Source organism: Telluribacter sp. (genome assembly GCF_035998675.1).
Taxonomy (GTDB): Bacteria; Bacteroidota; Bacteroidia; order Cytophagales; family Spirosomataceae; genus Telluribacter.
The window spans coordinates 108,055-130,330 of the sequence record NZ_DASYHI010000007.1 but is presented as its reverse complement, the minus strand read 5'-3'; the positions used below and the strand labels follow the sequence as shown (position 1 = coordinate 130,330).

Genomic DNA, 22,276 nt, shown 5'->3' with positions numbered 1-22,276 from the left:
ATCTAAGCTATTCGTAAAAATGTACCGCCTTTTACTGTTAATTTTTTTAAGTACCTCCTGCGCCTGGGCTCAATCGGTTACCTCTACCCTAAGGGGGCAGATTACCGATGCCGAAAGCCACCAGCCCCTAACCAACGCCACCATCCTACTCCGCCCCTCGGGTACCGGTACTACCTCTAACCCACAGGGGCAGTTCCGGTTCGATAACCTGGCCGTTGGGCGTTACAGCATTCAGGTTTCCTACCTGGGGTACCAAACACTCACTATCTCCGAGATTCTGGTTGAGTCAGGAAAAGAGCAGGTACTTGAAATAGAACTAAGCCCTTCCAGCACCCAGTTGCAGGAAGCTACCGTGCGCACCACCCGCCCGGTGGCCGTGAATAGTATTCAGCCCATAACCATGGAGCAAACCCTCCGTTACGCCGCCACCTATCTTGATCCGGCCCGGGTTACTACTTCTTTTCCGGGCGTAGCCGTTTCCAACGACCAGGCCAATGGGCTGGTAGTCCGGGGAAATTCTCCCAATGGAATGCAGTGGCGGCTGGAAGGCGTAGAGATTGTTAATCCTAACCACCTGACCAACGCTGGTACTTTCAGTGACCGCCCCACCCAGACGGCCGGGGGCGTGAATATCCTGAGTACCCAGCTTTTAGGTACTTCCTATTTTTTATCCGGTGCCTTTCCCGCCGAATACGGCAATGCCCTGTCGGGAGTACTGGACATGAAGCTTCGTAACGGAAACAACGAAAAAAAAGAGTTTACCGCCCAGGCCGGATTAATCGGGTTTGACCTGGCGGCCGAAGGTCCGTTTTCCAAAAAATCAAAGGCCTCCTACCTGGCCAACTACCGCTATTCTTTCACCGGCTTGCTGGGCGCCATGGGTGTTGACTTTGGGGGTGAAGATATCCGCTACCAGGACCTTTCATTTAATATAACCCTTCCCACCAGAAAAACCGGTGAATTTACCATCTTCGGGATTGGGGGTATCAGTAGTAATACGTTCAAATCCCAACCCGATACGGCCCTGTGGGTGGTACAGAAAGATGGATTTGATATTGACTACACCAATAAAATGGGTGCTTTGGGTATGACCCATACCCTGTCCCTCGGGCCCCGTACCGGCCTCCGCACCGTGGCCGTAACCTCGGCACTCAGCAGCCGCCGCGAGGGGTACGTTCACTCCATAACCAACCCGGCCGACCGGTTTCTGGTTGAAAGGGATAGGATTGACAAAACCAGGCTTTCTTTCAGTACCGCCCTATCCCACCGGCTCAATGAACGGAATCTGGTAAAATCCGGCCTGTTCCTGACCTACCAGGATGATGCCCTGTTGTCGGCGGGACGGGTACTGGCCGAAGGACAATTGCAGGGACTTATAGTGCAGCCCTACCTCTCCTGGCGCTGGAACCTCACTCCTAACCTCACCTCTGACCTGGGATTGCATTACCTCAACTATACCTACAACCAGACCCAATCGCTGGAACCCCGGGCTTCACTACAATGGCAGGCCAGCCCACGTCAGGTATTTAGTCTTTCCTATGGGTTACATAGTCAGTTGCAGCAACCCCAGGTGTACCTGGCCATCAAGAATAGTAATACCCAGCGGTACGAACGCCCCAACCGATTTCTGGAATTGACCAAAGCGCACCATCTGGTGGCGGGTTATCAGTATAATTTCAGCCAGAACAGCAACCTCAAAATAGAAGCCTATTGGCAGGAATTGTACGATGTACCCGTGGTAACGCTTTCTCCGGCGGTCAGTTTCCGGGTGCTGCCCAGTTTCTCCACCCTGAATCTGATAGAAACCTACGTTGATCAGGAGTTGAAGAATGCGGGAACCGGCCGCAATGTGGGCCTGGAAGTATCGTACCAGAAGTTTCTGAATGAAGCGTGGTACCTGCAGGTTTCGGGCTCCCTGTACAACGCTACCTATGTAGGTGGGGACGGCATTCGGCGCAATACCCGCTTCAACGGCAATCATACGTTCAGCTTTACCGGGGGCAGGGAGTTCAAAACGAACGGCAACGGCTTGTGGGGAATCAACACCCGTATCCTGTGGTATGGTGGCTTCCGGGATACCCCCATAAATCTCGAATCTTCCCGTGGCGAGCGCACGACCGTATACGAGGTAAACAATGCCTTTACCGTAAAACTGAAAGACTACTTCCGGCCGGACCTGCGTATTTACTGGAAAAAGAATAAGGAAAAGTACAGCCGTACCCTGGCGCTTGATATTCAGAACGCCTCCAACACTCAGAACGAAGGCTTCCGCTACTACGACATCTGGCAGCAGCAGGTAGTACAGCAGTACCAATTAGGGCTAATTCCGGTACTAAGCTATCGCTGGGAATTTTAATTGGAAAACCCGGAAAAATAGAATACTATCCGGAACCATCGGACTGCGCAAATTGTAGTATATTTGCAACCCGGCGGTAGTGTTGACCTGCTACCGCTGATTGCTTCTCAAAACGGGGGTGACTGGTTTTGACAGCGGGTTCAAGGTCTGTGTGTAAGCATGTCGGGAGTTGAGGGTACCTCCCGTTAATCAATGCCTTTCAAACAATAATAGGCGAAGCTTCATACGCTATGGCCGCCTAATCTGATAGATTAGACGAATGCCATCGTCCCTCCGGTCCACGCATTGCCGAACGGAATAAGGGGCGTCGAAATGCAGTGCTGGTCGGTATAGTGGTACGGAAAACCGACGAGACCCAAGTACCTAAGGCTTTGACGAAGGTCCGCCGTGAACCCTGTCCGAGCCCGACAATCCAATCACGGATAAGCATGTAGAAAGCGCAGGGTTTGCCTGTTCTGGACGAGGGTTCGAATCCCTCCATCTCCACAAAAACTCCCGCAAATTATGCGGGAGTTTTTTTTAATCTTTATACCTACTAATGAAAAAGTCACTTGCCCCAAAGGAATTAAAGACTGTATTACCAAAGGTGGTGCTACTATAAAAATAACCTGCAGTGTAAATATTCCCTCCTATACTAATAGTTATGGCGACAGCTTCTTCCAGAAATACCCCCCCTGCTTTTTTCGCCCAAATGGGATTACCATTAGTTGAAAAACTACAAACAAGTACATCTCTTTCTCCCTCAGATACTAAGCTGGTTTTACCAATTGTGGTAGCACCCGTAAAATACCCAGCAATATAGATCCTTCCATTCGTTCCAGCAACTATACTGTTTGCAAAGTCAAATCCATTGCCTCCCGTCTGCTGGGCCCACAAAAGATTTCCATTTAAATTGTATTTAGCTATAAAAATATCTCCCAAACCCTGGGATGTTAAAAAATTGGATTCAAAAGAAATTGTTTCGTAAAACTGTCCTGTTATATAGATATCCCCATTAATGTCTAATGTTATACCATTTCCGCCTTCCACACTATTACCACCAGCTGCTTTTACCCAATTCACATTTCCTTCGGTAGAATATTTACAAATAAATATATCCTTTGAGCCTTTACTTAAAAGGGTTGAACTCCCGAATCTAGCCGAATCTGAAAAACTTCCTGTCAAATAGACATTGCCATTACTATCTACAGTAATACTTTTCGCTATATCCTCAAAATTCCCACCTGCACTTTTTGCCCATAAAAACGTACCTTCGTTATTTATCTTTGCAACAAAAATATCCAAACCACCATATATATTAAGGTTAGTTTCACCAAATTTTGTTGGACCAATAAAATAGCCACAAATGTAGGAGTTCCCATGTTTGTCAACTGCAATATCTAAGGCATAATCTGTATTTTGACCTCCTGCCTGTGTGACCCAAACAAAGTCGCCTTGGGAAGAAAGTTTACCTACAAACACATCTCCCGATCCGACAGATGTAATATTTGAAGGACTGAAAGTGGCATTCCCATAAAAAATGCCTGTAAAAATAATCCCCCCCTGCTCATCCACTGCCAGGCTTCTTCCCTCTATAATACCCGCTTCCCCAGCTTTTTTTGCCCAAATTAATTTTCCAAGACTATTATACTTTACAATAAAGACCCCTTGTGCTCCACTTGCAGTAAGTAATTTGGTTTCCTCAAAGGAAATTTCGTTCTTAAAATTCCCAATGATATAAACATTTTCATTTTTATCAGTAATTATTCTGTTTGCAAAGTCACTATCGGTACCACCAACATGCCAGGCAAGTTCTTCAGGATTATTATCCTCAGGATCCTTGTAACTACATACCCACTTACTTCCATTAAATGACCGAAGGCAATCGAAGGTAAGATCGTAGGCTAAGTCTCCTCGCTGCGGTGAAGGCAAGGCCTCTATCGCTTCAATGGTTAACCGAGGAGGATAGGTGCCAGCGGACTCCGTTTTGGCCAGGCAGGTCCAGGTACTGGCACTGTACAGTTGCAGACAATTAAGGGTAGTGTTATAGATGACCATGCCATTGGCTGGTTCCTGCATGGAGTCGCGTTGGGTAGTAGTCAGGCGGGGCGGCAGAAAACCCTTATTGGTACTTTCCAACTCCAGTACTGCGGAAGGATTAGGCACTCCCATACCTTCGCCCAGTTTAATTTGAGCCATGGAAGACCCTGAATTAATCAGGATACAAGCGTACCAGGTTAGTAGTACGCGGTAGAAATGTTTCAGCATGTAACTTTAGGGGAGGGTATAAATATAAAGCTGCAAGAAAGCGTAATATCTTAGAATTAATTACAGGGCTGGCCAAAATTTTATTCAACGGTAGGTAAATTGAGAATCCAATCATCAGCCTTCGGATTCATGTTTAAATTCTACCTACCCTATTCTTCGCAATACTGCTGGTATTCAAGTAGTTTAGATGAAGGGTCAATACCCTTATTAGCCAGCTCGAGTACCTCCGCAGAAAACCGGGGAGAACAGTGAAAAGTAGTATTATAAACAAGTAAAACCTGTTCTAACTCGCTGACACCACCTACTTCATAAGCACAGGTAGCCCATTCGAATAGTACCTGCGGCGTAGGAGCCTGATCAGAATAGTACCCCCCTTTCCATATCCAGACATAATACGCGGGCAATTTATTGGTTTCTCTGAAAAGCTTACCTACCAGGTAGGCGAAGTCAGTCAGCTTTTCACCAGGGAGTTTATTCAATTCAACTTCAAAATCATAGTCTGGATTTAACCGGGATTGAGCCCTTAATTTCATGAGGCTGGCCTCCGTCATCTCTGGTGATACTGCTTCTGCCTGGGAAAAGTACCTGATGGCGTTTTCCAACTGACTATCCATAAAGTACAGGTATCCAATTCGTAAATAGGCCAAAGAATAGTTAGGATTTATTTTAAGCAGCTCATTATAAGTACTAATAGCATCTTTGTTTTTTAAAAGAACCGCTTCCAAACCCGCCTTTTTGTATAAAAGGTACACCGAAGGTGGCCGCTTTCCTATTTCCGATTCAACAAAGGCCGATGCAGTTTGGCCGTAATCCTCCATAAAATCGGAAGAAAGGTCGCTATTCTGGACTGTGTAGGTATAATCAACAACTGATTTGGTCAGGTTGTAATTAACCGGACTTTCCAGTTGCATCATTTTTCTGGTCAATTCCAACTTATCCGTTGCGTTATGCGTCAAACTGTATTGTCGGGCAAGATAGTAGCCGTAGGAAGTAGGCAGGAAACTTTGAAAAAATACCAGTAAGCCCCCAACCATACACAAGGAAAATACCGTTTTAATTTTCCATCGTTCCTTTAAGTATTGTTGTTCCCGACCAGGCAAATGATTAACCACGAAAAGGGCAATCAGGAACAGAAAAATCCAATTAGCAAGGTAGTCAATATTAAATAAGAGGTAAAAAACAGCTATGAACCACCAGGAAGTTAACAGAGCTTTTTGTTTTTGCGTCAAAGTTGTCTTCCAGATGTAGCGCAGGAGTAGAGCCCAGATAACAATGTAGGCGATACCGGACAGTAAGCCTCCGTTAATAAACCAATCGAGGAAAACATTATGACTACGGTCGTACCACAGACCACTCGATGGTATAAAACCGGCTACATACTTTTCGTATACATAGGGAAAATTGTCGGTACCCCACCCCAGTAGGGGCCGCTCCCTTATTCCAGACAGCGCAATTCCCCACAGCCTGAACCTGTCCGTTAACGTATTGGTAGTTTGTACCGAATTCAAGAGGCGCTGAAAATAAGTATAGCCAAAAATACTACCTGTCACTGCTACTATCACAAGCAGCATTTGTACACGCTTCACTTTTAGCAATAAGAAAAAGTTGAAAGTACGCTGGTTAAAAAGCAGGAAAACAATTCCACCCAAAACAATACCGATAAAGGTAGTGCGGGTGAAAGTATAAAAAATACCCAGTAGTAAAATTACAGAACTCAGCAGTATCGGAAAATAGTACTTTTTAAAGGCTTGCCGATCAATTAGAAAAACTAAAAGCAGAAGGCTACTGAGCAGATAATGGGAAAGGTAGGAGGCATTGCCCATGGTGGATACCATCCGGTAACCTTCATCAAAACCCGACTCAAACAATAGCCCTTTTAGAGAAACAAATACCGCGACAGCTACCCAAATAATAAATATAAAATGCCACTGTTGCTGCTTAATTTCTACAATTGAAAATATAAAAAAGAATACTAACAGCGCAGTATAGTACCAAAATCCTTCCATTCGCTCAAAGGTTGAATTCAGACTCATATTTTGATCATAGGCAGCCAATTGGCTGATACAAATCGTCAGGTAAAATAGCAAAAATGAAACATTCAGAAAATTATATCGGATGGTTGGAAAAGATTGTCTTATTATAAACAGAAACAAAGAACAGCAGGTAGTCAGGAAAGAAAAAAAAAGGTACTTTGGCACTCGGTTTCCAAAATAAATTTCTGAATCATCAAGTAAGGGAGTTAACATAACTATGGCTAAACCAAGCAGTAAAATTGCCTGCGCATAGCTTAAGAATCGATTGTAAACCAATGTCCACATAGAAGAAAAAATAGGAATAGCTACTGAAGCAATAGAATTGGATAGGCAATAATGCCCCGGACACAAAATTGCTTTGTGCCTGGTTTAAAAAAATGCCGGACCTAGGTCCGGCATTTTTAATCTATCAGCAAATTATTTGGGAGTAGAATTCATATCACAGCCGCCCTCCTTATCCCCGTGATTCAAATGGGCAGTCAATGCATTCGCATTTATAGTTATTGTATGTGAACCGCTGCCGGTGTTGTGGCAAATAGTAACCATACCGGCTGGTCCTCCCCGGGCATTAGAAAGATTTTTCTGAGGACCATTTTGTGGATTTAGCGCAACTTGATCTTTCTCACAAGAAATAAATGCAATGGAAATCATAGCCACAAGGCTTAGTGTGTTTATTAACTTTTTCATAATTCTAGCTTTTTGTATTGTGAATATATACTTACTGATTTTCCTACTCGTATGGCTTTTCAGAAACCGCCCCGTTTTTTCAAATGGTTAACGGACTCCATAATTATTCATAGCAGGGGGTCAGCCTTAATCGGACCTTCGGACTTTTTTTCACTTATTAAAATTTTCACAAATGCTACTATTTAGCAAACGGTAGTAATTTAATAAAATATAACTATATAAAAATCGTGCCCATTCTATGCGTTGCTCAGAATTAAGCATTTATAAATTATTTTTAATTACTTTTTTATCTTGCGTAACGGAACATCCATATTTTTCCCCAAATTGGATAGATATGATGTAATTGAAAAAGTACAATTTTTTCACAAAAGAAAAGGACTCTATGATATCATAGAGTCCCTCTAAAATGAAGGCAGAAATTCCTTTATCTCGATAGTCTGGTCTGGAATTTAAAAATAATTATCGTTGCTTAACTGAACTTTTCAACATCACAGAATAATTATTTTTCCTGCTGCAAGTAATTTTTTTTCATGTAATAGGTCCGTTTTATATTTAGGCTACTTCCCTGTCAGAATGACTTGGACTAAAGGCGGACCGAATTAAGGTAAATATTCCGGGCTGGGTAGCAACGTAACAAAAATGCCGGTCAGGTTCCGTCATCTGGTCGTAATACAGGGGCACGTTACTATAAACATGCTCACTGGTTGCTATCAGACTGTTGAGGCCGGTGGCGACTACCTTCCAGAGTTTAACATCTTCGCCAATGCTGTGGCGGTAATAAAACCTGTCGCCGGGTTGGAGTTCATGAGGTAATTTCATGCTGTTTTTTATTTATGTGGATATTAGTTGCTACTCGTACTTTACCATTTGCTCAGTAAGGGGAGTATCTCCATAAACAACTCCCACCTGTCTTACCTTTAGGGCTCCTTCAATCGGGATTCATTTGGTACTTTCAGACATAAAGTCCCTCCTGAACGAGAGGTGAACCCCCTTTTCAGTTAGGTATATAAAATAAATGTACCAATTAGTGTTCAATCACAGTTCCAATGAGTTACAAATCAAACTACCCCTTTGACATTCAATGGCTTGTGTACCATATAGTGGGGAATCCTATCACCAGCGGGCCAAAAATTTTTCCTTGAAAATGGTGTAAACAGGCCCCTGATGTGGCTGTAGAAAAAATTTCGTTGATTTTGGTCAACACATTGTTACCGAACCGGGTGGGAATAATTGGGAATTTCGCAGCTCTACCGCGCCAGTAGCTTAAGGGCATTGGTTGAATATATTTTTTTCAGCGTTGGGTCAGAGAGCGCCAGCCCGTACAGGGGCCAGTGGTAGCCAAAGCGGTTGTGTTCGTAGAAGTGCTCGTCTGCCGACTCCAGGATACGAAACGTAGTGTGGTACATATCCGCCGAAGTACCCATATCGGTACCGTATACAATGCGATTGGCGTACTTTTCCATAAAGGCCCCGGCAAAGCGGGGAATAGGAGCAAATTCAGCATAACGGGCAGAAACATCCGCGTAAAGATTGGTGTACCTGTCAAACAACCGGCCCAGCACGGTAAGGTCAGCGTTGCAGTTGGCCAGGTGGCAGGCGATAAATGTTGTTTTGGGATTATCCCGGACGGCATTTTCCAGAGTACCCACCAGTTGGTCGTGGTCCAGGATACCGGGTTTGCTCATATCCACGTTCCACTTGGCGGAGTTCATCAGGCCGTCGTTGGTCGAATCGGGCTTTTGGTACATCCAGGCGTCTTCCGCTACGTGTATACTGATGGGCATCCGCAGTTCGGCACACTTCGCCAACAGAGGCTTCATACGCGGGTCGTCAATATGGATGCCATAGCCGGGCGTAGGCTTGGAGTACAATTCACCCAACCCCTTATCGCCCAGTTCGCCCACCCCACGGGCTCCCATTTTATGGCATCGTACTAGCTCCGCTACCGCCTTCTGCTCCCATCCGGGCTGGTCGGCTCCGGTATAGTCAAAGCCACACCATACTTCAAACCGGTCCGGGTAGCGGGTATATTTCTTCGCAATGGCATCAAAGGCAGCCCCGGTCGCGTAGGAAAGAACCACCGATTTGGAGATACCGGCGGCGTCCATGGTCTTTACCCAGGCATCTACTTCCGCGTCGGTTTTTGGGTAATCATGGGCGTGCAGGTCAATGGCCGGGTACCTGGCCTTGGCAATCCGGGATTGAGGCACCTTGTAAATAGAGACGGGCCGGTAATTTTTCAGCTTAAGATCCTGTGCATTCTGGGCCTGACCATCAGTCACCGAGGCCAGCGCAAAAAAAACTAGCAGAGAAGTCGTTAGAAAGCAGGAGGTAGCGGTGCTACTAAGTTTCATAATTTAGAATATAAGGAAAAAGGGTAGAGAAATACTACTAAAACACCCGGAAGGGTAGTTGCTACTTACTACTATTGTCGAATGCCCGTTCCTCCTTTCTGGCCCGCAAAATCAGGCTCACCGAATTGATACAGTACCGCCGTCCAGCAGGCTCGGGGCCATCGGAAAAAAAGTGTCCCAGGTGCCAGCGGCACAGGTTGCAGAGCATCTCCATTTGATAATTTCAATCCGGTGCAGCATAGGTTTTTACAGTCAGAAACCCGCCGAAGCATCTTCGTCCCGCGGGTCAGCCCCTCCTTCCAGCTTGCCGCCGGGCAGTACTCGGATTCCGGCGGCGCGGCCTATGCCACCGCTGACTTTGGGGGCAATCCTGTGTCCCATTAACCATAACCGCAGCCCCGTACCAAAACCAAGCGCGCCCCATTCGGAAAGTACCCAGTCGGGACGCCACTGGTGATGGAACCTACCGGCATTGACAGCTCCCTGCATAGGCATACCGTGGGCAATTACGTTGAGGATGATTTGATACACGGTGGTAATAATGGTGGAGCCGCCCATGCTTCCAACTACCATAAACAGGTGACCGTTTTTTATCCAGAATGGTCGGGGTCATAGAGCTGAGCATACGCTTACCGGGCGCAATTAGGAGTTGGGAGTTCCCGGCTTGGCACTGAAATCGTCCATTTCGTTATTCAGTAAAAAGCCGGCACCAGCCACAAATACCTTGGAACCAAAGCTGCTGTTGAGGGTAGTGGTTACCGACGCGGCATTGCCGTTGGCGTCAATAATGGAGAAGTGGGTAGTATTGGGGCCTTCGGGGGGAGCCGATGTTCCCGCCGAAACCTCATCACTATCGGTTGCTTTTTTGGGTTGGAAGCCGGCCATCCTTCTTCGGATGTAGGAGGTATCCAGCAAACCGTCGGCGGGTACCTTATAAAAATCGGGATCGCCCAAATGCACGGCCCGGTCGGCGTAAACGCGTCTTTCGGCCTCAATCTTCAGGTGGGTGGTTTGTACTGACCTATATCCCCACTGCCTTACCGGATAACCCGAAGTAATGGTCAGGAGCTGGATAAGCGCTATGCCTCCGCTGGAAGGAGGTGGCATGGAGATAATCCGGTACTTCGGGAAATGGAAGAACAATTTGACCGGGAGTTATGAATTCCTTTGTTTCAGGGGCTTTTTATAAACCATTCAACCGCACCCCCGGAGATGTTGGCTGGAATATCGTGTTCCCCCTCAAATTCGGTATAGTTCAGGTTATAGTCCAGTCGCTCCAATTGAGATTTAACCCGGCGACTGCAGGGATTAATCGGAAGAATGGGGTCTTTGGTACCGTGTGAAATAAATACCGAAGGTTTGCCCGTCATTTCCTTTGTATATACAAAACCTGGCGAGAAAGCGATAACATGGGTAAAGAGGTCGCCGTTGGAAAGGCCAAGACTCAAAGCGTAGGAAGCTCCGTCGGAAAAACCGCCAATTGCTATATGTGAGGTGTCTATCACATACCGTTCAAAGACCAGGTTCAGGGCCCGGTCAATAAAGACTACATCCGGCCCAAATGAATTATAGGAAATAATGTCCCAGGAAGAAGACCGGGAAGCCGGAGCCAACAGAATAATAGTATGGTCATCGGCGTATTTTCCCAAATAAGAAATGCCATGCTCGGCCGTACCGCCGGCACCGTGCAGCATTACCGCCAAAGCGGCCGGACGCGTAGGGCAGTACCCCACCGGCACATAAATATTTCCATCTTTCCGGCTATCAAACCCCAGGTATTGCACCCCGGCTGAATAGGCATCTTTGGGCTGATCGGTAACCGGACCGGCTGTTAAGCGCCCCATTAAGTACTTCTCCTCATCAGTAATCATATCCCCATGAGTCCAGTATCACATTGCTGATATCATTCCTCCGGAAATCGCAAAATTCTAATGCCAGTCCGTCTTTATTTTGGAAAAATTTCTTTGCAGGCCACCGCTATGTTCAATCTTGGTAAATCTTTCCGGCTCAACTCTTGTTAAAATCAAGTAGTGATGGTACCTGAATGCGGGTACAAGTCGGATTACTAAAATTCCCATGATCAGATGCAGAGTCTAACGCAAAAAACCTATAAAAATCAATTTGTAGAAACCTTTCCCGGTGACGATAGCGGAAACCTCCGTCCCCGCCAAACACCGGGCGTCCTCTACAGTAAAGCTGTTCCTACTCCCGTCCGCGAACCAAAACTTCTGGCCTGGTCGGAGGAACTGGCCGGGGAGCTGGGCATTGAAAAACCGACCACAGAGGAAGAAGTAGCCGTACTGGCCGGAAACCTGGTTACTCCGACCATGTACCCCTACGCCGCCTGCTACGCTGGCCACCAGTTTGGCAATTGGGCCGGGCAACTAGGCGACGGACGGGCTATCTCCCTGGGTGAGTGGGAAGCTCCGAATGGTACCTCCTGGGAGTTTCAGCTGAAGGGTGCCGGACCTACCCCCTACTCTCGTCGGGCCGACGGACGGGCCGTGCTGCGCTCGTCGGTACGGGAGTACCTTATGAGTGAGGCTATGTACCATCTGGGCGTACCTACTACCCGCGCGCTTAGTCTGGTGAATACGGGGGATCAGGTGCTACGGGATATGTTCTATAACGGCAATGCTGCTATGGAGCCGGGAGCCATCGTCATGCGGGTAGCACCCAGCTTCCTGCGCTTCGGCAACTTTGAGATGCTGGCGGCCCGTCAGGAAGACGAAAACCTGAAAAAGCTGGTCGACTGGACCATCAGCCGCTACTACCCGCACATCCAGGGTGAGGGTACTGAGCGCGTCACCGCGTGGTTCAGAGAAGTAGTAGAGCGTACCGCCAGCCTGACGGTGGAGTGGCTCCGGGTAGGTTTTGTACACGGGGTTATGAATACCGACAACATGTCCATCCTGGGCCTGACCATCGACTACGGTCCCTACTCCTTCGTCGACGACTACGACCCTAATTTTACCCCTAATACCACCGACCTCCCCGGCCGTCGCTATGCCTTTGGCCGGCAGCACACGGTAGCGTACTGGAATTTGGGTTGTCTGGCGAGTGCCATTGCTCCGCTGTTTTCGGATACAGCGCTGTTGCAGGAAGTACTTGATGGGTACCGGGAAATTTTCTACGACAAGTTCTACGCCATGATGGGGAACAAGCTGGGGCTGGATGAAATAAAGGAGGAGGATAAAGAGATCATTGCACAGGTGGAGAAAGTACTTACTTCCCTCAACCCCGACATGACTATTTTCTATCAACTGCTCATCGACCTGCCGGAGGTTGCTTCGGAGCAGCAGGTGGTGGAGCATTTCCGTGAAAGCTTTTATCATGAGCCAAACCCTGCCGACCGGGAACTGCTGTTTAATACCATGATTGCTTACTGGCAACGGGTACAGATGAATAACTGCTCGCGGGAAAAATCGCAGGAACAAATGCGAAGGAGCAATCCACGCTTTATCCTCCGGAACTACCTGCTTCACCAGGCAATCGAAGGGCTGGAAAAGGGAGACGATGAGCTGTTTGTAAAGTTGCAGCAGGCCATGAAGGAACCTTACTCCAGCAAGTTCGATGAGTTCTTCGCCCGGCGTCCCGACTGGGCCAGCCAGAAGGCGGGATGCTCGATGTTGTCGTGTAGTTCTTAATTGCTTAAACGCAGAGCCGCCCAGATAGTAAAAAAATAGAGTTACGCAGAGAAAAAGATTTTCCTCTGCGTAACTCTGCCTAAAACTCCATTACCTCTGCGTTTTAATAAACCTATACCAGTACTACCGGCTTCTCCACTACCGTAAGTAACCTTACCGGCCCCACCAAACCTGACTCCAGGAGCGGCGAATCTTTGGTGTAATGCTTCCAGGTGGTAAACGTTACCCTGCCATTATTAGGCTTCGGCTTTCCCTGCTTGTACCAGTCCGGAAGTTCCTGAATGGCTCCGCTCGACAGACTCGCAAAAGGACCCGCCCCACCCGATGTGTACTTTACGGTGTCGGGCTGCTGCTCATCACCAATCAGCCGGTTGGGCCACTGGTTGGTTACCATTATCTCTACGGAATTTGAGCCAATTTTTACCGCATCCGTTATATCCACCCGGTACGGACGTGTCCAGAGGGTACCCATGTCACGACCATTTACCGTTACTTCGGCGATGACCTCTACCTGACCCAGATCCAGAAACACCCGACGCTTCTCGTTCACCCCAGCCACCAGCGTACTTGCCGGTATATCAAACTGCTTCGAATACGTAGCCGTCCCGGAGAAGTACTTCACCCCCGGCTGCTCATGTTTATGGAGCGATTGCAGCTCGGGTAAGGTAATTTGAGCGGGAGCTCCCAGATCAGGCGGGAAGCTCACCCGCCACGGCCCCGATAGCTCCTGCGGCCCGGGTAGTGCCTTGATATGCACAGAGCTTCTCCCTCCGGTATTACTTCGGAGGGTATAGAGACCATCCTGCCAGAAAAGCAGCGAAGGCTTGGTACTTCCACTCACCTCCACCACGGGCAACTCATGCCGGACGGGTGGTCGCTTAGCGGCCAGTTGTCTGATCTTAGCCTCACCCAGGGCTTTTACATTAAGTACCGGCTCACTCATATCGCCGTTGTAGTACGAAGCCCCTTCGGCCTGCAAAGCCAGTCCCAGGCCGGGCACAATTTTATTTTCACTTTTCTTTCCTTTCCCAACCATCTTTCCGTTGACATATACCGAAGGTACCCCCTCCGAATACACCAGGGCCACGTGATTCCAGCCGGAAATGGACGCAGGAGCGGCCAGTGCAAAAACAGGCACGCCCGCGTTCTCCCAAACGGCCACTCCATTACGACCTACGGTCACGCCCGCCGTGGCGAAACCTTTTCCGTAAAGCTGCTCTCCCGACGACGGATAAACAGCGTAGTAGTCGGTCCAGGGGTTGGGGATATTTTCCAGGAAGCCGCGGGGATTAAGCATGGCGTTAAACTCGGGCTTGGCCCAGAAGTGCAGGGTAAAGGTATTGGCCACCTCATGATACAGGTGACGAGGTACGTGGGGGAACGGACTGGTACCTAGCGCCGGTACCTTATTCGTATTTTGCTGCACCGATTGCAGGTAGTTAGCCGGAGCAGACGAACGGAACACTACAAAGGCCGATCCGTAGGGTCCCAGCTGCACCGGCACAGTCGTTTCTCCCTCTTTCTGTTCAAAAACACTCAGTCGGGTCAGGGTACCTTTGTCCGCATCCCATAGTTCTGGCTGCTTGCCTACCAACCGGAAAGAACATACCAGGTCTTCCTGCCTTCTCCGCTGGTTGGCAATAAAATATACCTCGGCCTCCCCAATCCTACGGTGGATATAGGAGATAGGCGCGTCGCCGGAGCGGGACGAGTAGGTAAAGTCGGGTTTCAGGCCTACCGCATACAGCACCGACTGGATGGGCTGCTTCCAGAATACCTTCCCGCTACCTACAGGGTGTCCCTGCGTAGTAGTGCCTGCGTCAGAGCCCCACAGTTCGGCCGTAAGCCGGTCGTAGGTAGCTCTATCCTCAGCAGAGGCTCCTTTCAGCCCCAGCAGGTGTCCCGGCTTGGGTCCGGATAGCACCAGCCCCTGCTGTACCATGTCCCGCAGTTTTTGCAGCAGTTCCAGCCGGATGCCCTTGTCATTCTGCAGGATGAGTACCCGGTAGCTCATGCCGTCGGGCAGGGTGAGGCGACCGTCCTTCACACTGCCGCGCCGTATGATAGCCTCCGTATTGATGACATCATAATCAAATCCGGCCAGGGGTTTGGGATTTAGTTCCTCGGGACTCACCTCCGTATAGCCTCCCGGATGTTCACCCGTGTAGTAGGCCAGATCGGCCACAAAAAGTCCCTGCTGCAGCAGACTTTGACAGCGGGTCAGGTACGTCAGCCAGGCTTTGCCGGCCTCCCACCAGGTGTTGGTACGATCGAAGTGGATACCCCAGGGGCCCATGGTCATACCGGGTTTGGCGGTAGGGTGCGGCTGGTGCGCAAAGCGGTGGAAGATAAAGCGGTTAAGTCCTTCGGTCATTTTTTTATCACCTAAGCCTTTGAGGGCAAAGGGGTACTCCTGCCAGCGGGCCGACTCGGGCTCACCGGTAAATGACTCGGCTCCTACTACTTTCTGACCATTAACGTGGGCAATGGAAGCCGACAGCTTCATAGTCCGGCGCATGGTCCAGTTGTTCTGGAATAGGGCCGAAAGGCTGTTCCAGAACTCCCCCACCATGGTATCAATGCGGGAGCCAATCTGCATTTCCTCCATGGGCCCGCGGTCGTAGGGCTGGGTGTAGGAGATGATTTTATTTTTATGGCACAGTTCCGTAAACTTACCGTAGTAGTTGTCGGCCATCAGGTCAGCCTGCGAGCGACGCAGGTCCCACAGGAAGCGGTTCGTCTGATCCACACTACCCACAATGCGGCCGGTCATGGCGGGCAGGTACTTGATCAGGTCATAGCCCATCCGCTTCTGAAACTCCGGCCGGAACTGGGGCGTCCAGTTCTGCATTCCTACCTCGTAGCTATCAATTAGCAAACCTACCCTACCTTTCGCTCCTAATGGGCGTAGCGTAGGGAGCAGGCTTTCCAACATTTTAGTAAAATGAAACTCAATGGCCTCGGCGCTGTACTTATCACATTCCAGCCCCACGCCCGTATCGGGTGCGGAGCGGTTGAGGGTACCCAAGGAGGTATAGCCAATTCTCAGAATGGTCCAGTCGCCAACGGGGGCTTTCCAGTTAAGTACCCCGCTTTTGTCCACGTACTGACTTACGTCTACAATGGTATCTGGTTTGATCACCGAACCAGCTACCTCGGCTCCGTCACTTAGCTTTTCTGTCACTCCACTACCCGTAAATCGATAGTTGGCTTTTTTGTACCAGTCGTCCAGACGAGTCGCTTCCGAAAACCGGATTTGCCGGTACTGTTTCTCGTCGGGTGCTGACAACCTTAAAAAACGGGCCTGGGTAGGTAGGATATCCGCCACGAAAAAGGCCTCTCCGGCCGAACGAAGTAGCTGCTGACCATTGGAGATCGTAGCCACTTTATTGAACTGAGTACCATTGTCAGAAGCTTCCAGCGTAATGCCTCCTCCTGGCGCTCCAAAACCACCGCCTGCCGCGACCGTTGCGATAAAGGACAGGGACCGGATTTCAAGTGGCTCTTTAAATTCAAGTACAACATAGCCCGGCTGGTCACCCGAGCCCTTGGGAACGGCTATTCCCTGCTGGTTGAGTTTCTCCCACTGTTTAAAATCAATGGCCCCTTTACTGGTGCTGGCGCTCTTCAGCCGGGTTGTTAAATCGACTTCTCCTTTCAGGGCAGGAAAAGCCAGCACGGCAATATCCCGGTAATAATTGAGATTGGTAAAGGGCTGCGGTAAGGTTACTTTGGTGGTACCTCCTCCTTTTACGCTGGTTTCGCTCCACGTGATCTGCTGCATGGAGAGCTCGGGCGTAATCCAGGGCCCACCGCTCGACGACCAGCCGGGACAGTTGTGCATGGTAAACTCCAGTCCCAACCTATCTGCCTCCCGGATGGCGTGCTTTTTCAGTTCCAGCCACTCGGTACTTAGGTACTTAACGGGTCCTTGGGGAATACCGGTACCCGCGTCGAAGTTCTGAAAGCCCCCAATCCCGACCCGTTGCATGGCTTCCAGGTCGAGGGTGATACCTTCCTTCGTCACGTTGCCGTTCATCCAGTGCCACCAGGTATGCGGCCGGGCCGAAGCGGGTGGATTGATAAAACTTTCTTCCAGCGTGGTATCCACCTTGAACCGGAGCGTCTGGAATATACCAGCCGGAGTGACCAGTGTAAGCAAGCCAGCGGCACTTGTATTTTTAAGAAATTGTCTTCTTTTCATGAATAGGTGGCAGGGATTAGCAGGTTAGGCGTTAGTTAATTTAACTTTATGAACGCCTCTTTTTAACTCTGTGCTTTCCTCCATTTACTCTGTGGTAAAAATGGCTAGTAATATTGAACAGCAACGCCATTAGCTTTAAGTATTTTATTGAAAAACATCAGCTGGAAGGGCAGGGCGTTTTCCCAGTACTCCCAGGTATGCGCGCCGGGGCGTTCGATGTAGTCGTGGGGTACTCCGTTAGCGAGCAGACGGGCGTGCAAGTCACGGTTTGTATCAATCAAAAAGTCCTCTACCCCGATATCCAGGATGAAAGGCAGGCCGTTGGCTTTGAGGCGGTCCACCAGAGTGACCATGGTGTAGCCGGGATGCGGGTGCTCACCTTCCTTGCGCTCGCCCAGCAGCTTGACAAAATTGTCGGCGCGTGATTTCGCAAATTCGGCGGGTACCTTCCAGGCCGCGGTGTTGATATTCATTACTCCGCTCATACTTCCGGCGGCCGCGAAGAGTTCGGGATGACGGGTCGAGAGGTACATAGCTCCGTGGCCTCCCATGGATAAACCGGCTATCACCCGGCCTTTCTTATCCTTCACCGTACGGTAGCTCTTATCAATCTTTTCGACCAAGTCTTTGGTAATAAAAGTTTCGAACTGGCTCTCTTTTACCATAGGACTATCAAAGTAGTAGCTAGTGGGATCTCCATCGGGCGTTACAATGATCAGGTTGTACTGGTCGGCCATCCGGTGCAGCAGCGTTTTATCGGCTACCTTGGTGAGCCAGTCGCGGAAACCTCCGCTACCACCGTGCAGCAGGTACAGCACCGGGAAGGGCTTGTTTACTTTTTGGTAACTCTCGGGAAGTACTACGGCCGCCTTCAGCGTGCGGTTCATTTTCTGACTCTGGATGTTCAGGGTATCTACCTTGGCCGCCATCGTACTTAGCGACAGCAAACATCCAAATAGGAAAAGGTAAAGGTTAATTCGTTTCATGTTAAATAATTTTTGCCAGCAAAGCCATGAATGCCAACATGAGGTACTTGTAATTAGTTGCTGCCAGACATTTTGGAAAATAAAAAGTCCAGTGCGGCCTGATCCGGTAGGGGCTTCGCTTCCTGCTGTTTGCCCAGTAGCATGATCTGCTTATCCTTCACGGTATAGGCTGGCCACGTAGGTACTCCCTTGCCGTTGGGATTGCCGCTCTTGATGAAGTTAGCCCAGAAGTCAGACATGGTCTGCGCCAGCTGGCGGTCCACCTGCTCCCAGGGACGATCCACAAATTTCAGGTTATTATAGGCATAGGGTACTTCGCCGGTATGGAAGGCGCCGTACTTTACGTATTCGCCGGTGGCAGGTACCTTGCGGGTAAAGCGGTACACGTAGACCTTAGACTTGTTCCGGGCTGCCTGTACATTGGCCCAGGTATAGTTTTGGGTACCAAAGGTCTGGTCTCTGGATAAATTGAGTTGAGATTGGGAAGCTTCGGCGTCGGTACCGGCGGGGTAGTACTTCAGGAAGGTAGCGGCATCGGCACCGTACTGCTGTTCGGCCTGTTTCCGAAAATCAGCGGCATTTTTTATAGGTCCAAAAAGTAACCCTTCATCCTGATTCCAACCCGTCAGCAGCGTTACGTCATTTTGCTTTCCAGCTGCAAAAATCTCAGCAACCGTAGTAGGAAGAACATAGCCATCAATTATAACCCGCATCCCCTGCCCCTTTTTCAGCAGTTCCCCGGCCGGTAGGGCCCTAAGTTCTTTCAGGGAAGTGGCGTTCAGATTTTTCGCTACGCGCTCGCCATCTTTTTCGGCCTGTTGCAGTACCGGCATGGAGCGGCCAAAACTGGCGCCGCTTTGGGCAATAGCTTTGCTGAATAATCCTTTGGACAGGGGCGAAGCCACCAAACAATTGACACTCATGGAACCCGCCGACTGACCGGCAATAGTTACGTTGTTGGGGTCACCACCAAAAGCCGCGATGTTTTTCTTCACCCACTGCAGGGCCGCGATCTGGTCCATTAGGCCATAGTTGCCCGAGGCGTTGTGGGGAGATTCTTTGGTCAGTTCCGGATGGGCAAAGAAGCCAAACGGACCTACGCGGTAGTTAGCACTTACAAACACGATTCCCTTCCGGGCCATAGCTTCCCCATCGTAGATAGGTACGGCGGTGCCTCCACTATTAAACCCGCCGCCATAGATCCACAACAGCACTGGTTGTTTTTCCTGGGCTGTTTTAGCCCCGGACCAGACGTTCAGGTACAGGCAATCTTCGCTGATGGGCTCTTTGGGAATCAGGAACTCAGCCGACCACATGCTGAACGGCGCGGGGGTACCCTGCATGGGACTTGGACCGAACTGATCCGCCTTCAATACTCCCGTCCAGGGCTTTACCGGTTGGGGTGCCTTCCAGCGTAGTTCACCCACCGGAGGAGCCGCAAAGGGAATACCTCTATAGATAGCTATGCTGCCATCATCACTTTTAGTACCCGACACCAGCCCCGCCTCGGTTTTTAGGACGTCCAGGGTGGTGGTTTCGGAATGGATAGCGGCCAGACTAATTACGATCAGGCTGACGAAAGCGGGAATGCGGAGCAGTAAAAAGACCATGATTGGGGTTAATTAAATTATTTCGTCATCCTTGCGGGTCAGGTTACCACCATAGCAAGCAGGGAGTTCAATGGATGAGCCCGCCAAAAATGCACCGGCAAAATTGTACTTTCTGGTTATATTAATAACAATAATACAACTATTCCTCATTACGTCAAATTAACACACAGAGATTTATACTGAAATGTAGGGTCGTAGCACCAATAACCTGAAGTACACTAGGTCGCAAATCAAAAAGCGCGAAGCCGGAGCTTCACGCTTTTTATCAAGTACCTAATTGTAAGACAAAAACTGTCATAACAGTTCTTGCCCCGGCCGGGCCAGGTTTAGTTCAAAAAGTAAACAAAAGTTGAAATAGTAGGGTTACCCAGCAAGTGGTCAAGCAATGTACTTTGCCGGGGAAGACAAACCAATTGTACCACTTTCCGGTGACGGGTCACCATTCCATTCATGCTACTGCTCGACTCAACCGACAACGTACAGTCGCGGGTTAACAGGGGGCGTTTCATACTTTTTTAGATAAAGGAGGATTAACGTATTACGGGTACCAAATTATTTAAAAATCCTGAATACCACATTAAAAAGGAATTATAATTTTTCTAATACGCATTTTCAAAGTACATTATTGGTACTATCCTTTGATTTGCACTATATTTCATTTTTTATGTACAAGAATTTTGGGTCGCAATTGACCCCAATAATAAAGCCGCCTTCGGGAGAAGGCGGCTTTGAATATAAAAGCGGTGATTAGGTACTTAGGAAATCCGGGGCTCCCACCCTTTGGCATACTCACGGCCCCACAGTTTCATGGCTTCCTTATCATCAATCCGGCCGGTTTTGGTATCTACCTTAAATTCTTTGCCGGTGCGGGAGGCAATATTGGCCAGGTGACACAGGTGGGTACTTTTGGCACCTTCGTCTATGGGTGAATTCAGCTTGGCCTTACCACGGATGGCGTCGAAGAAGTTTACAACGTGCAGGGTCGACATATCACCGCCACCGCCCAGGGCCGTACCAGCTTCTTCTCCCTTCGATTTATTGCTTTTTATCAACTTACCAGTCCGGTCGTACAGCTTATATCCACCGCGGTCTACGTACACAGTGCCATTGGTACCGTAGATAATAGTACCCCGGTCGCTACCGTAGGTGTTGTAGGAGTTGCGGCTCTTGCCGTCCCACTGGATGATCTTATTCTCCGGAAACTTGAATGTGGCCAGCATAGTGTCATACATGGTCCAGCCGTCGTTGGGAAAGTAACGCTTTTCCGCTTCTACCGTCACAAATTCCGGATAGTTTTCCTGCAAGGCCCAGCGCGCTACGTCCAGCTCGTGGGTGGCATTGTTCCCAGCCTCGGCGGTACCGTAGTCCCAGCCGTACCAGTGCCAGTTGTAGTCCCAGGTGTCGTGGGTATAGTCGCGGCGCGGAGCCGGTCCCTGAAACAGTTCCCAGTCCAGACCTTCCGGAGCGGGTGCTTTCTGGGGCTGAGGTACCTCGCCCCGTCCGCTCGAATAAAAAGCAATGGCTTTGAAAGCTTTACCAATGACTCCGTTGTGAATTTCTTTAACAATTTCGATGGATTCAGGAGCCGAGCGCTGCTGATTCCCCATTTGCACTACCTTATTGTATTTCTTTTGGAATTCTACCAGCATTTCGCCCTCTTTGGGGTTATGGCTACAGGGCTTTTCTACGTACACATGCTTTCCAGCCTGCATGGCCAGGCAGGCTCCCGGTGTATGCCAGTGGTCGGGGGTAGCGTTAAAAAGCGCATCTACCTGTTTGTCGGCAATGACCTTCCGGATATCGTTTTCAAGTTTGGGCGGGGTATCTACCATCTTAGACAGTTTCTTTCCGGCAGCATCACGCTGCTTCTTCATGACGTCGCAGAGGTACACCAGTTCGACGTTGTTAGGCTTATGTGCAATGGCATCCAGGTAGGCCCCATAGCGTCGGCCCAAACCGGCTACGGCCACGCCGATGCGGTCGTTGGCTCCAATGATTTTGACGTAACTTTTGGCGGACATACCCTGGGTAGCCATGCTATTAACCATGCTTCCGCTTACAGCGACACCCGCTGTACCCAAAGCCAGGTCTTTGATAAACTTCCTTCTGTTGTTTTTCATTTTGGATTGAATAGGTATTAACAGTTTCATCG

Annotated in this window: 14 protein-coding genes, 1 other RNA gene and 1 pseudogene; 3 read left to right on the top strand and 13 right to left on the bottom strand. The window is 49.2% G+C overall.

The window, feature by feature from the left end:
* Nucleotides 1-19: 19 nt before the first annotated feature.
* Nucleotides 20-2,356: a TonB-dependent receptor gene (locus VGN67_RS02530; RefSeq protein WP_327485192.1), complete on the top strand. Its 2,337-nt coding sequence runs from the start codon at nucleotides 20-22 to the stop codon at nucleotides 2,354-2,356.
* 114 nt (nucleotides 2,357-2,470) lie between these two features.
* Nucleotides 2,471-2,845: a transfer-messenger RNA gene (ssrA, locus tag VGN67_RS02525) on the top strand.
* A gap of 30 nt (nucleotides 2,846-2,875) precedes the next feature.
* Here ssrA and VGN67_RS02520 read toward each other — a convergent pair.
* The 8 genes and pseudogenes from VGN67_RS02520 to VGN67_RS02485 form a co-directional block, all read right to left on the bottom strand.
* A complete protein-coding gene (locus tag VGN67_RS02520; RefSeq protein ID WP_327485191.1) occupies nucleotides 2,876-4,534 on the bottom strand; it encodes an SBBP repeat-containing protein in 1,659 nt (552 codons plus the stop codon).
* A gap of 218 nt (nucleotides 4,535-4,752) precedes the next feature.
* Entirely contained in the window at nucleotides 4,753-6,636 is a 1,884-nt protein-coding gene (locus VGN67_RS02515) for an O-antigen ligase family protein (protein WP_327485190.1), read from the bottom strand.
* Between the two features lie 417 nt (nucleotides 6,637-7,053).
* The gene (locus VGN67_RS02510; protein ID WP_327485189.1) at nucleotides 7,054-7,323 is read right to left on the bottom strand and encodes a hypothetical protein; all 270 of its coding nucleotides are present in this window, start codon (nucleotides 7,321-7,323) and stop codon (nucleotides 7,054-7,056) included.
* A gap of 552 nt (nucleotides 7,324-7,875) precedes the next feature.
* Nucleotides 7,876-8,142 (bottom strand): hypothetical protein, encoded by a 267-nt coding sequence (locus VGN67_RS02505; protein ID WP_327485188.1) that lies wholly within the window; start codon nucleotides 8,140-8,142, stop codon nucleotides 7,876-7,878.
* A 428-nt stretch (nucleotides 8,143-8,570) separates the two neighbouring features.
* A complete protein-coding gene (locus tag VGN67_RS02500; protein WP_327485187.1) occupies nucleotides 8,571-9,677 on the bottom strand; it encodes an amidohydrolase family protein in 1,107 nt (368 codons plus the stop codon).
* Nucleotides 9,678-9,738: 61 nt separating this feature from the next.
* Entirely contained in the window at nucleotides 9,739-9,885 is a 147-nt protein-coding gene (locus VGN67_RS02495) for a peptide-methionine (R)-S-oxide reductase (RefSeq protein ID WP_414717283.1), read from the bottom strand.
* A 44-nt stretch (nucleotides 9,886-9,929) separates the two neighbouring features.
* Nucleotides 9,930-10,820: pseudogene (locus VGN67_RS02490) on the bottom strand (gamma-glutamyltransferase).
* A 29-nt stretch (nucleotides 10,821-10,849) separates the two neighbouring features.
* Nucleotides 10,850-11,548 (bottom strand): alpha/beta hydrolase, encoded by a 699-nt coding sequence (locus tag VGN67_RS02485; RefSeq protein WP_327485186.1) that lies wholly within the window; start codon nucleotides 11,546-11,548, stop codon nucleotides 10,850-10,852.
* A gap of 213 nt (nucleotides 11,549-11,761) precedes the next feature.
* Between VGN67_RS02485 and VGN67_RS02480 the strand changes: the two genes are divergently transcribed.
* Complete coding sequence (locus VGN67_RS02480; RefSeq protein ID WP_327485185.1) at nucleotides 11,762-13,324, top strand: protein adenylyltransferase SelO; 1,563 nt, start codon at nucleotides 11,762-11,764, stop codon at nucleotides 13,322-13,324.
* 112 nt (nucleotides 13,325-13,436) lie between these two features.
* Here VGN67_RS02480 and VGN67_RS02475 read toward each other — a convergent pair whose 3' ends face one another.
* The 5 genes from VGN67_RS02475 to VGN67_RS02455 all read right to left on the bottom strand — a co-directional run bounded on the left by VGN67_RS02475 (nucleotide 13,437) and on the right by VGN67_RS02455 (nucleotide 22,244).
* Nucleotides 13,437-17,528, bottom strand: a complete 4,092-nt coding sequence (locus VGN67_RS02475) for a glycosyl hydrolase (RefSeq protein ID WP_327485184.1) — start codon at nucleotides 17,526-17,528, stop codon at nucleotides 13,437-13,439.
* 104 nt (nucleotides 17,529-17,632) lie between these two features.
* Nucleotides 17,633-18,514 carry an alpha/beta hydrolase family protein gene (locus VGN67_RS02470; protein WP_327485183.1) on the bottom strand — a complete coding sequence of 294 codons (882 nt, stop codon included), beginning with the start codon at nucleotides 18,512-18,514 and terminating at the stop codon, nucleotides 17,633-17,635.
* 53 nt (nucleotides 18,515-18,567) lie between these two features.
* Nucleotides 18,568-20,124, bottom strand: coding sequence for a carboxylesterase/lipase family protein (locus VGN67_RS02465; RefSeq protein ID WP_327485182.1), 1,557 nt, complete (start codon nucleotides 20,122-20,124; stop codon nucleotides 18,568-18,570).
* Nucleotides 20,125-20,450: 326 nt separating this feature from the next.
* Nucleotides 20,451-20,633 carry a hypothetical protein gene (locus VGN67_RS02460; protein WP_327485181.1) on the bottom strand — a complete coding sequence of 61 codons (183 nt, stop codon included), beginning with the start codon at nucleotides 20,631-20,633 and terminating at the stop codon, nucleotides 20,451-20,453.
* A 246-nt stretch (nucleotides 20,634-20,879) separates the two neighbouring features.
* Nucleotides 20,880-22,244 (bottom strand): Gfo/Idh/MocA family oxidoreductase, encoded by a 1,365-nt coding sequence (locus VGN67_RS02455; RefSeq protein WP_327485180.1) that lies wholly within the window; start codon nucleotides 22,242-22,244, stop codon nucleotides 20,880-20,882.
* Nucleotides 22,245-22,276: the final 32 nt, after the last annotated feature.

Bases quoted from the DNA above. Each gene is read 5' to 3' on its own strand.
- VGN67_RS02470 (WP_327485183.1), bottom strand. From the start codon at position 18,514: ATGAAACGAATTAACCTTTACCTTTTCCTATTTGGATGTTTGCTGTCG.
- VGN67_RS02530 (WP_327485192.1), top strand. From the start codon at position 20: ATGTACCGCCTTTTACTGTTAATTTTTTTAAGTACCTCCTGCGCCTGG.
- VGN67_RS02460 (WP_327485181.1), bottom strand. From the start codon at position 20,633: ATGAAACGCCCCCTGTTAACCCGCGACTGTACGTTGTCGGTTGAGTCG.
- VGN67_RS02505 (WP_327485188.1), bottom strand. From the start codon at position 8,142: ATGAAATTACCTCATGAACTCCAACCCGGCGACAGGTTTTATTACCGC.
- VGN67_RS02455 (WP_327485180.1), bottom strand. From the start codon at position 22,244: ATGAAAAACAACAGAAGGAAGTTTATCAAAGACCTGGCTTTGGGTACA.
- VGN67_RS02485 (WP_327485186.1), bottom strand. From the start codon at position 11,548: ATGATTACTGATGAGGAGAAGTACTTAATGGGGCGCTTAACAGCCGGT.
- VGN67_RS02520 (WP_327485191.1), bottom strand. From the start codon at position 4,534: ATGGCTCAAATTAAACTGGGCGAAGGTATGGGAGTGCCTAATCCTTCC.
- VGN67_RS02475 (WP_327485184.1), bottom strand. From the start codon at position 17,528: ATGAAAAGAAGACAATTTCTTAAAAATACAAGTGCCGCTGGCTTGCTT.
- VGN67_RS02500 (WP_327485187.1), bottom strand. From the start codon at position 9,677: ATGAAACTTAGTAGCACCGCTACCTCCTGCTTTCTAACGACTTCTCTG.
- VGN67_RS02515 (WP_327485190.1), bottom strand. From the start codon at position 6,636: ATGAGTCTGAATTCAACCTTTGAGCGAATGGAAGGATTTTGGTACTAT.
- VGN67_RS02495 (WP_414717283.1), bottom strand. From the start codon at position 9,885: ATGCTCTGCAACCTGTGCCGCTGGCACCTGGGACACTTTTTTTCCGAT.
- VGN67_RS02465 (WP_327485182.1), bottom strand. From the start codon at position 20,124: ATGGTCTTTTTACTGCTCCGCATTCCCGCTTTCGTCAGCCTGATCGTA.
- VGN67_RS02480 (WP_327485185.1), top strand. From the start codon at position 11,762: ATGCAGAGTCTAACGCAAAAAACCTATAAAAATCAATTTGTAGAAACC.
- VGN67_RS02510 (WP_327485189.1), bottom strand. From the start codon at position 7,323: ATGAAAAAGTTAATAAACACACTAAGCCTTGTGGCTATGATTTCCATT.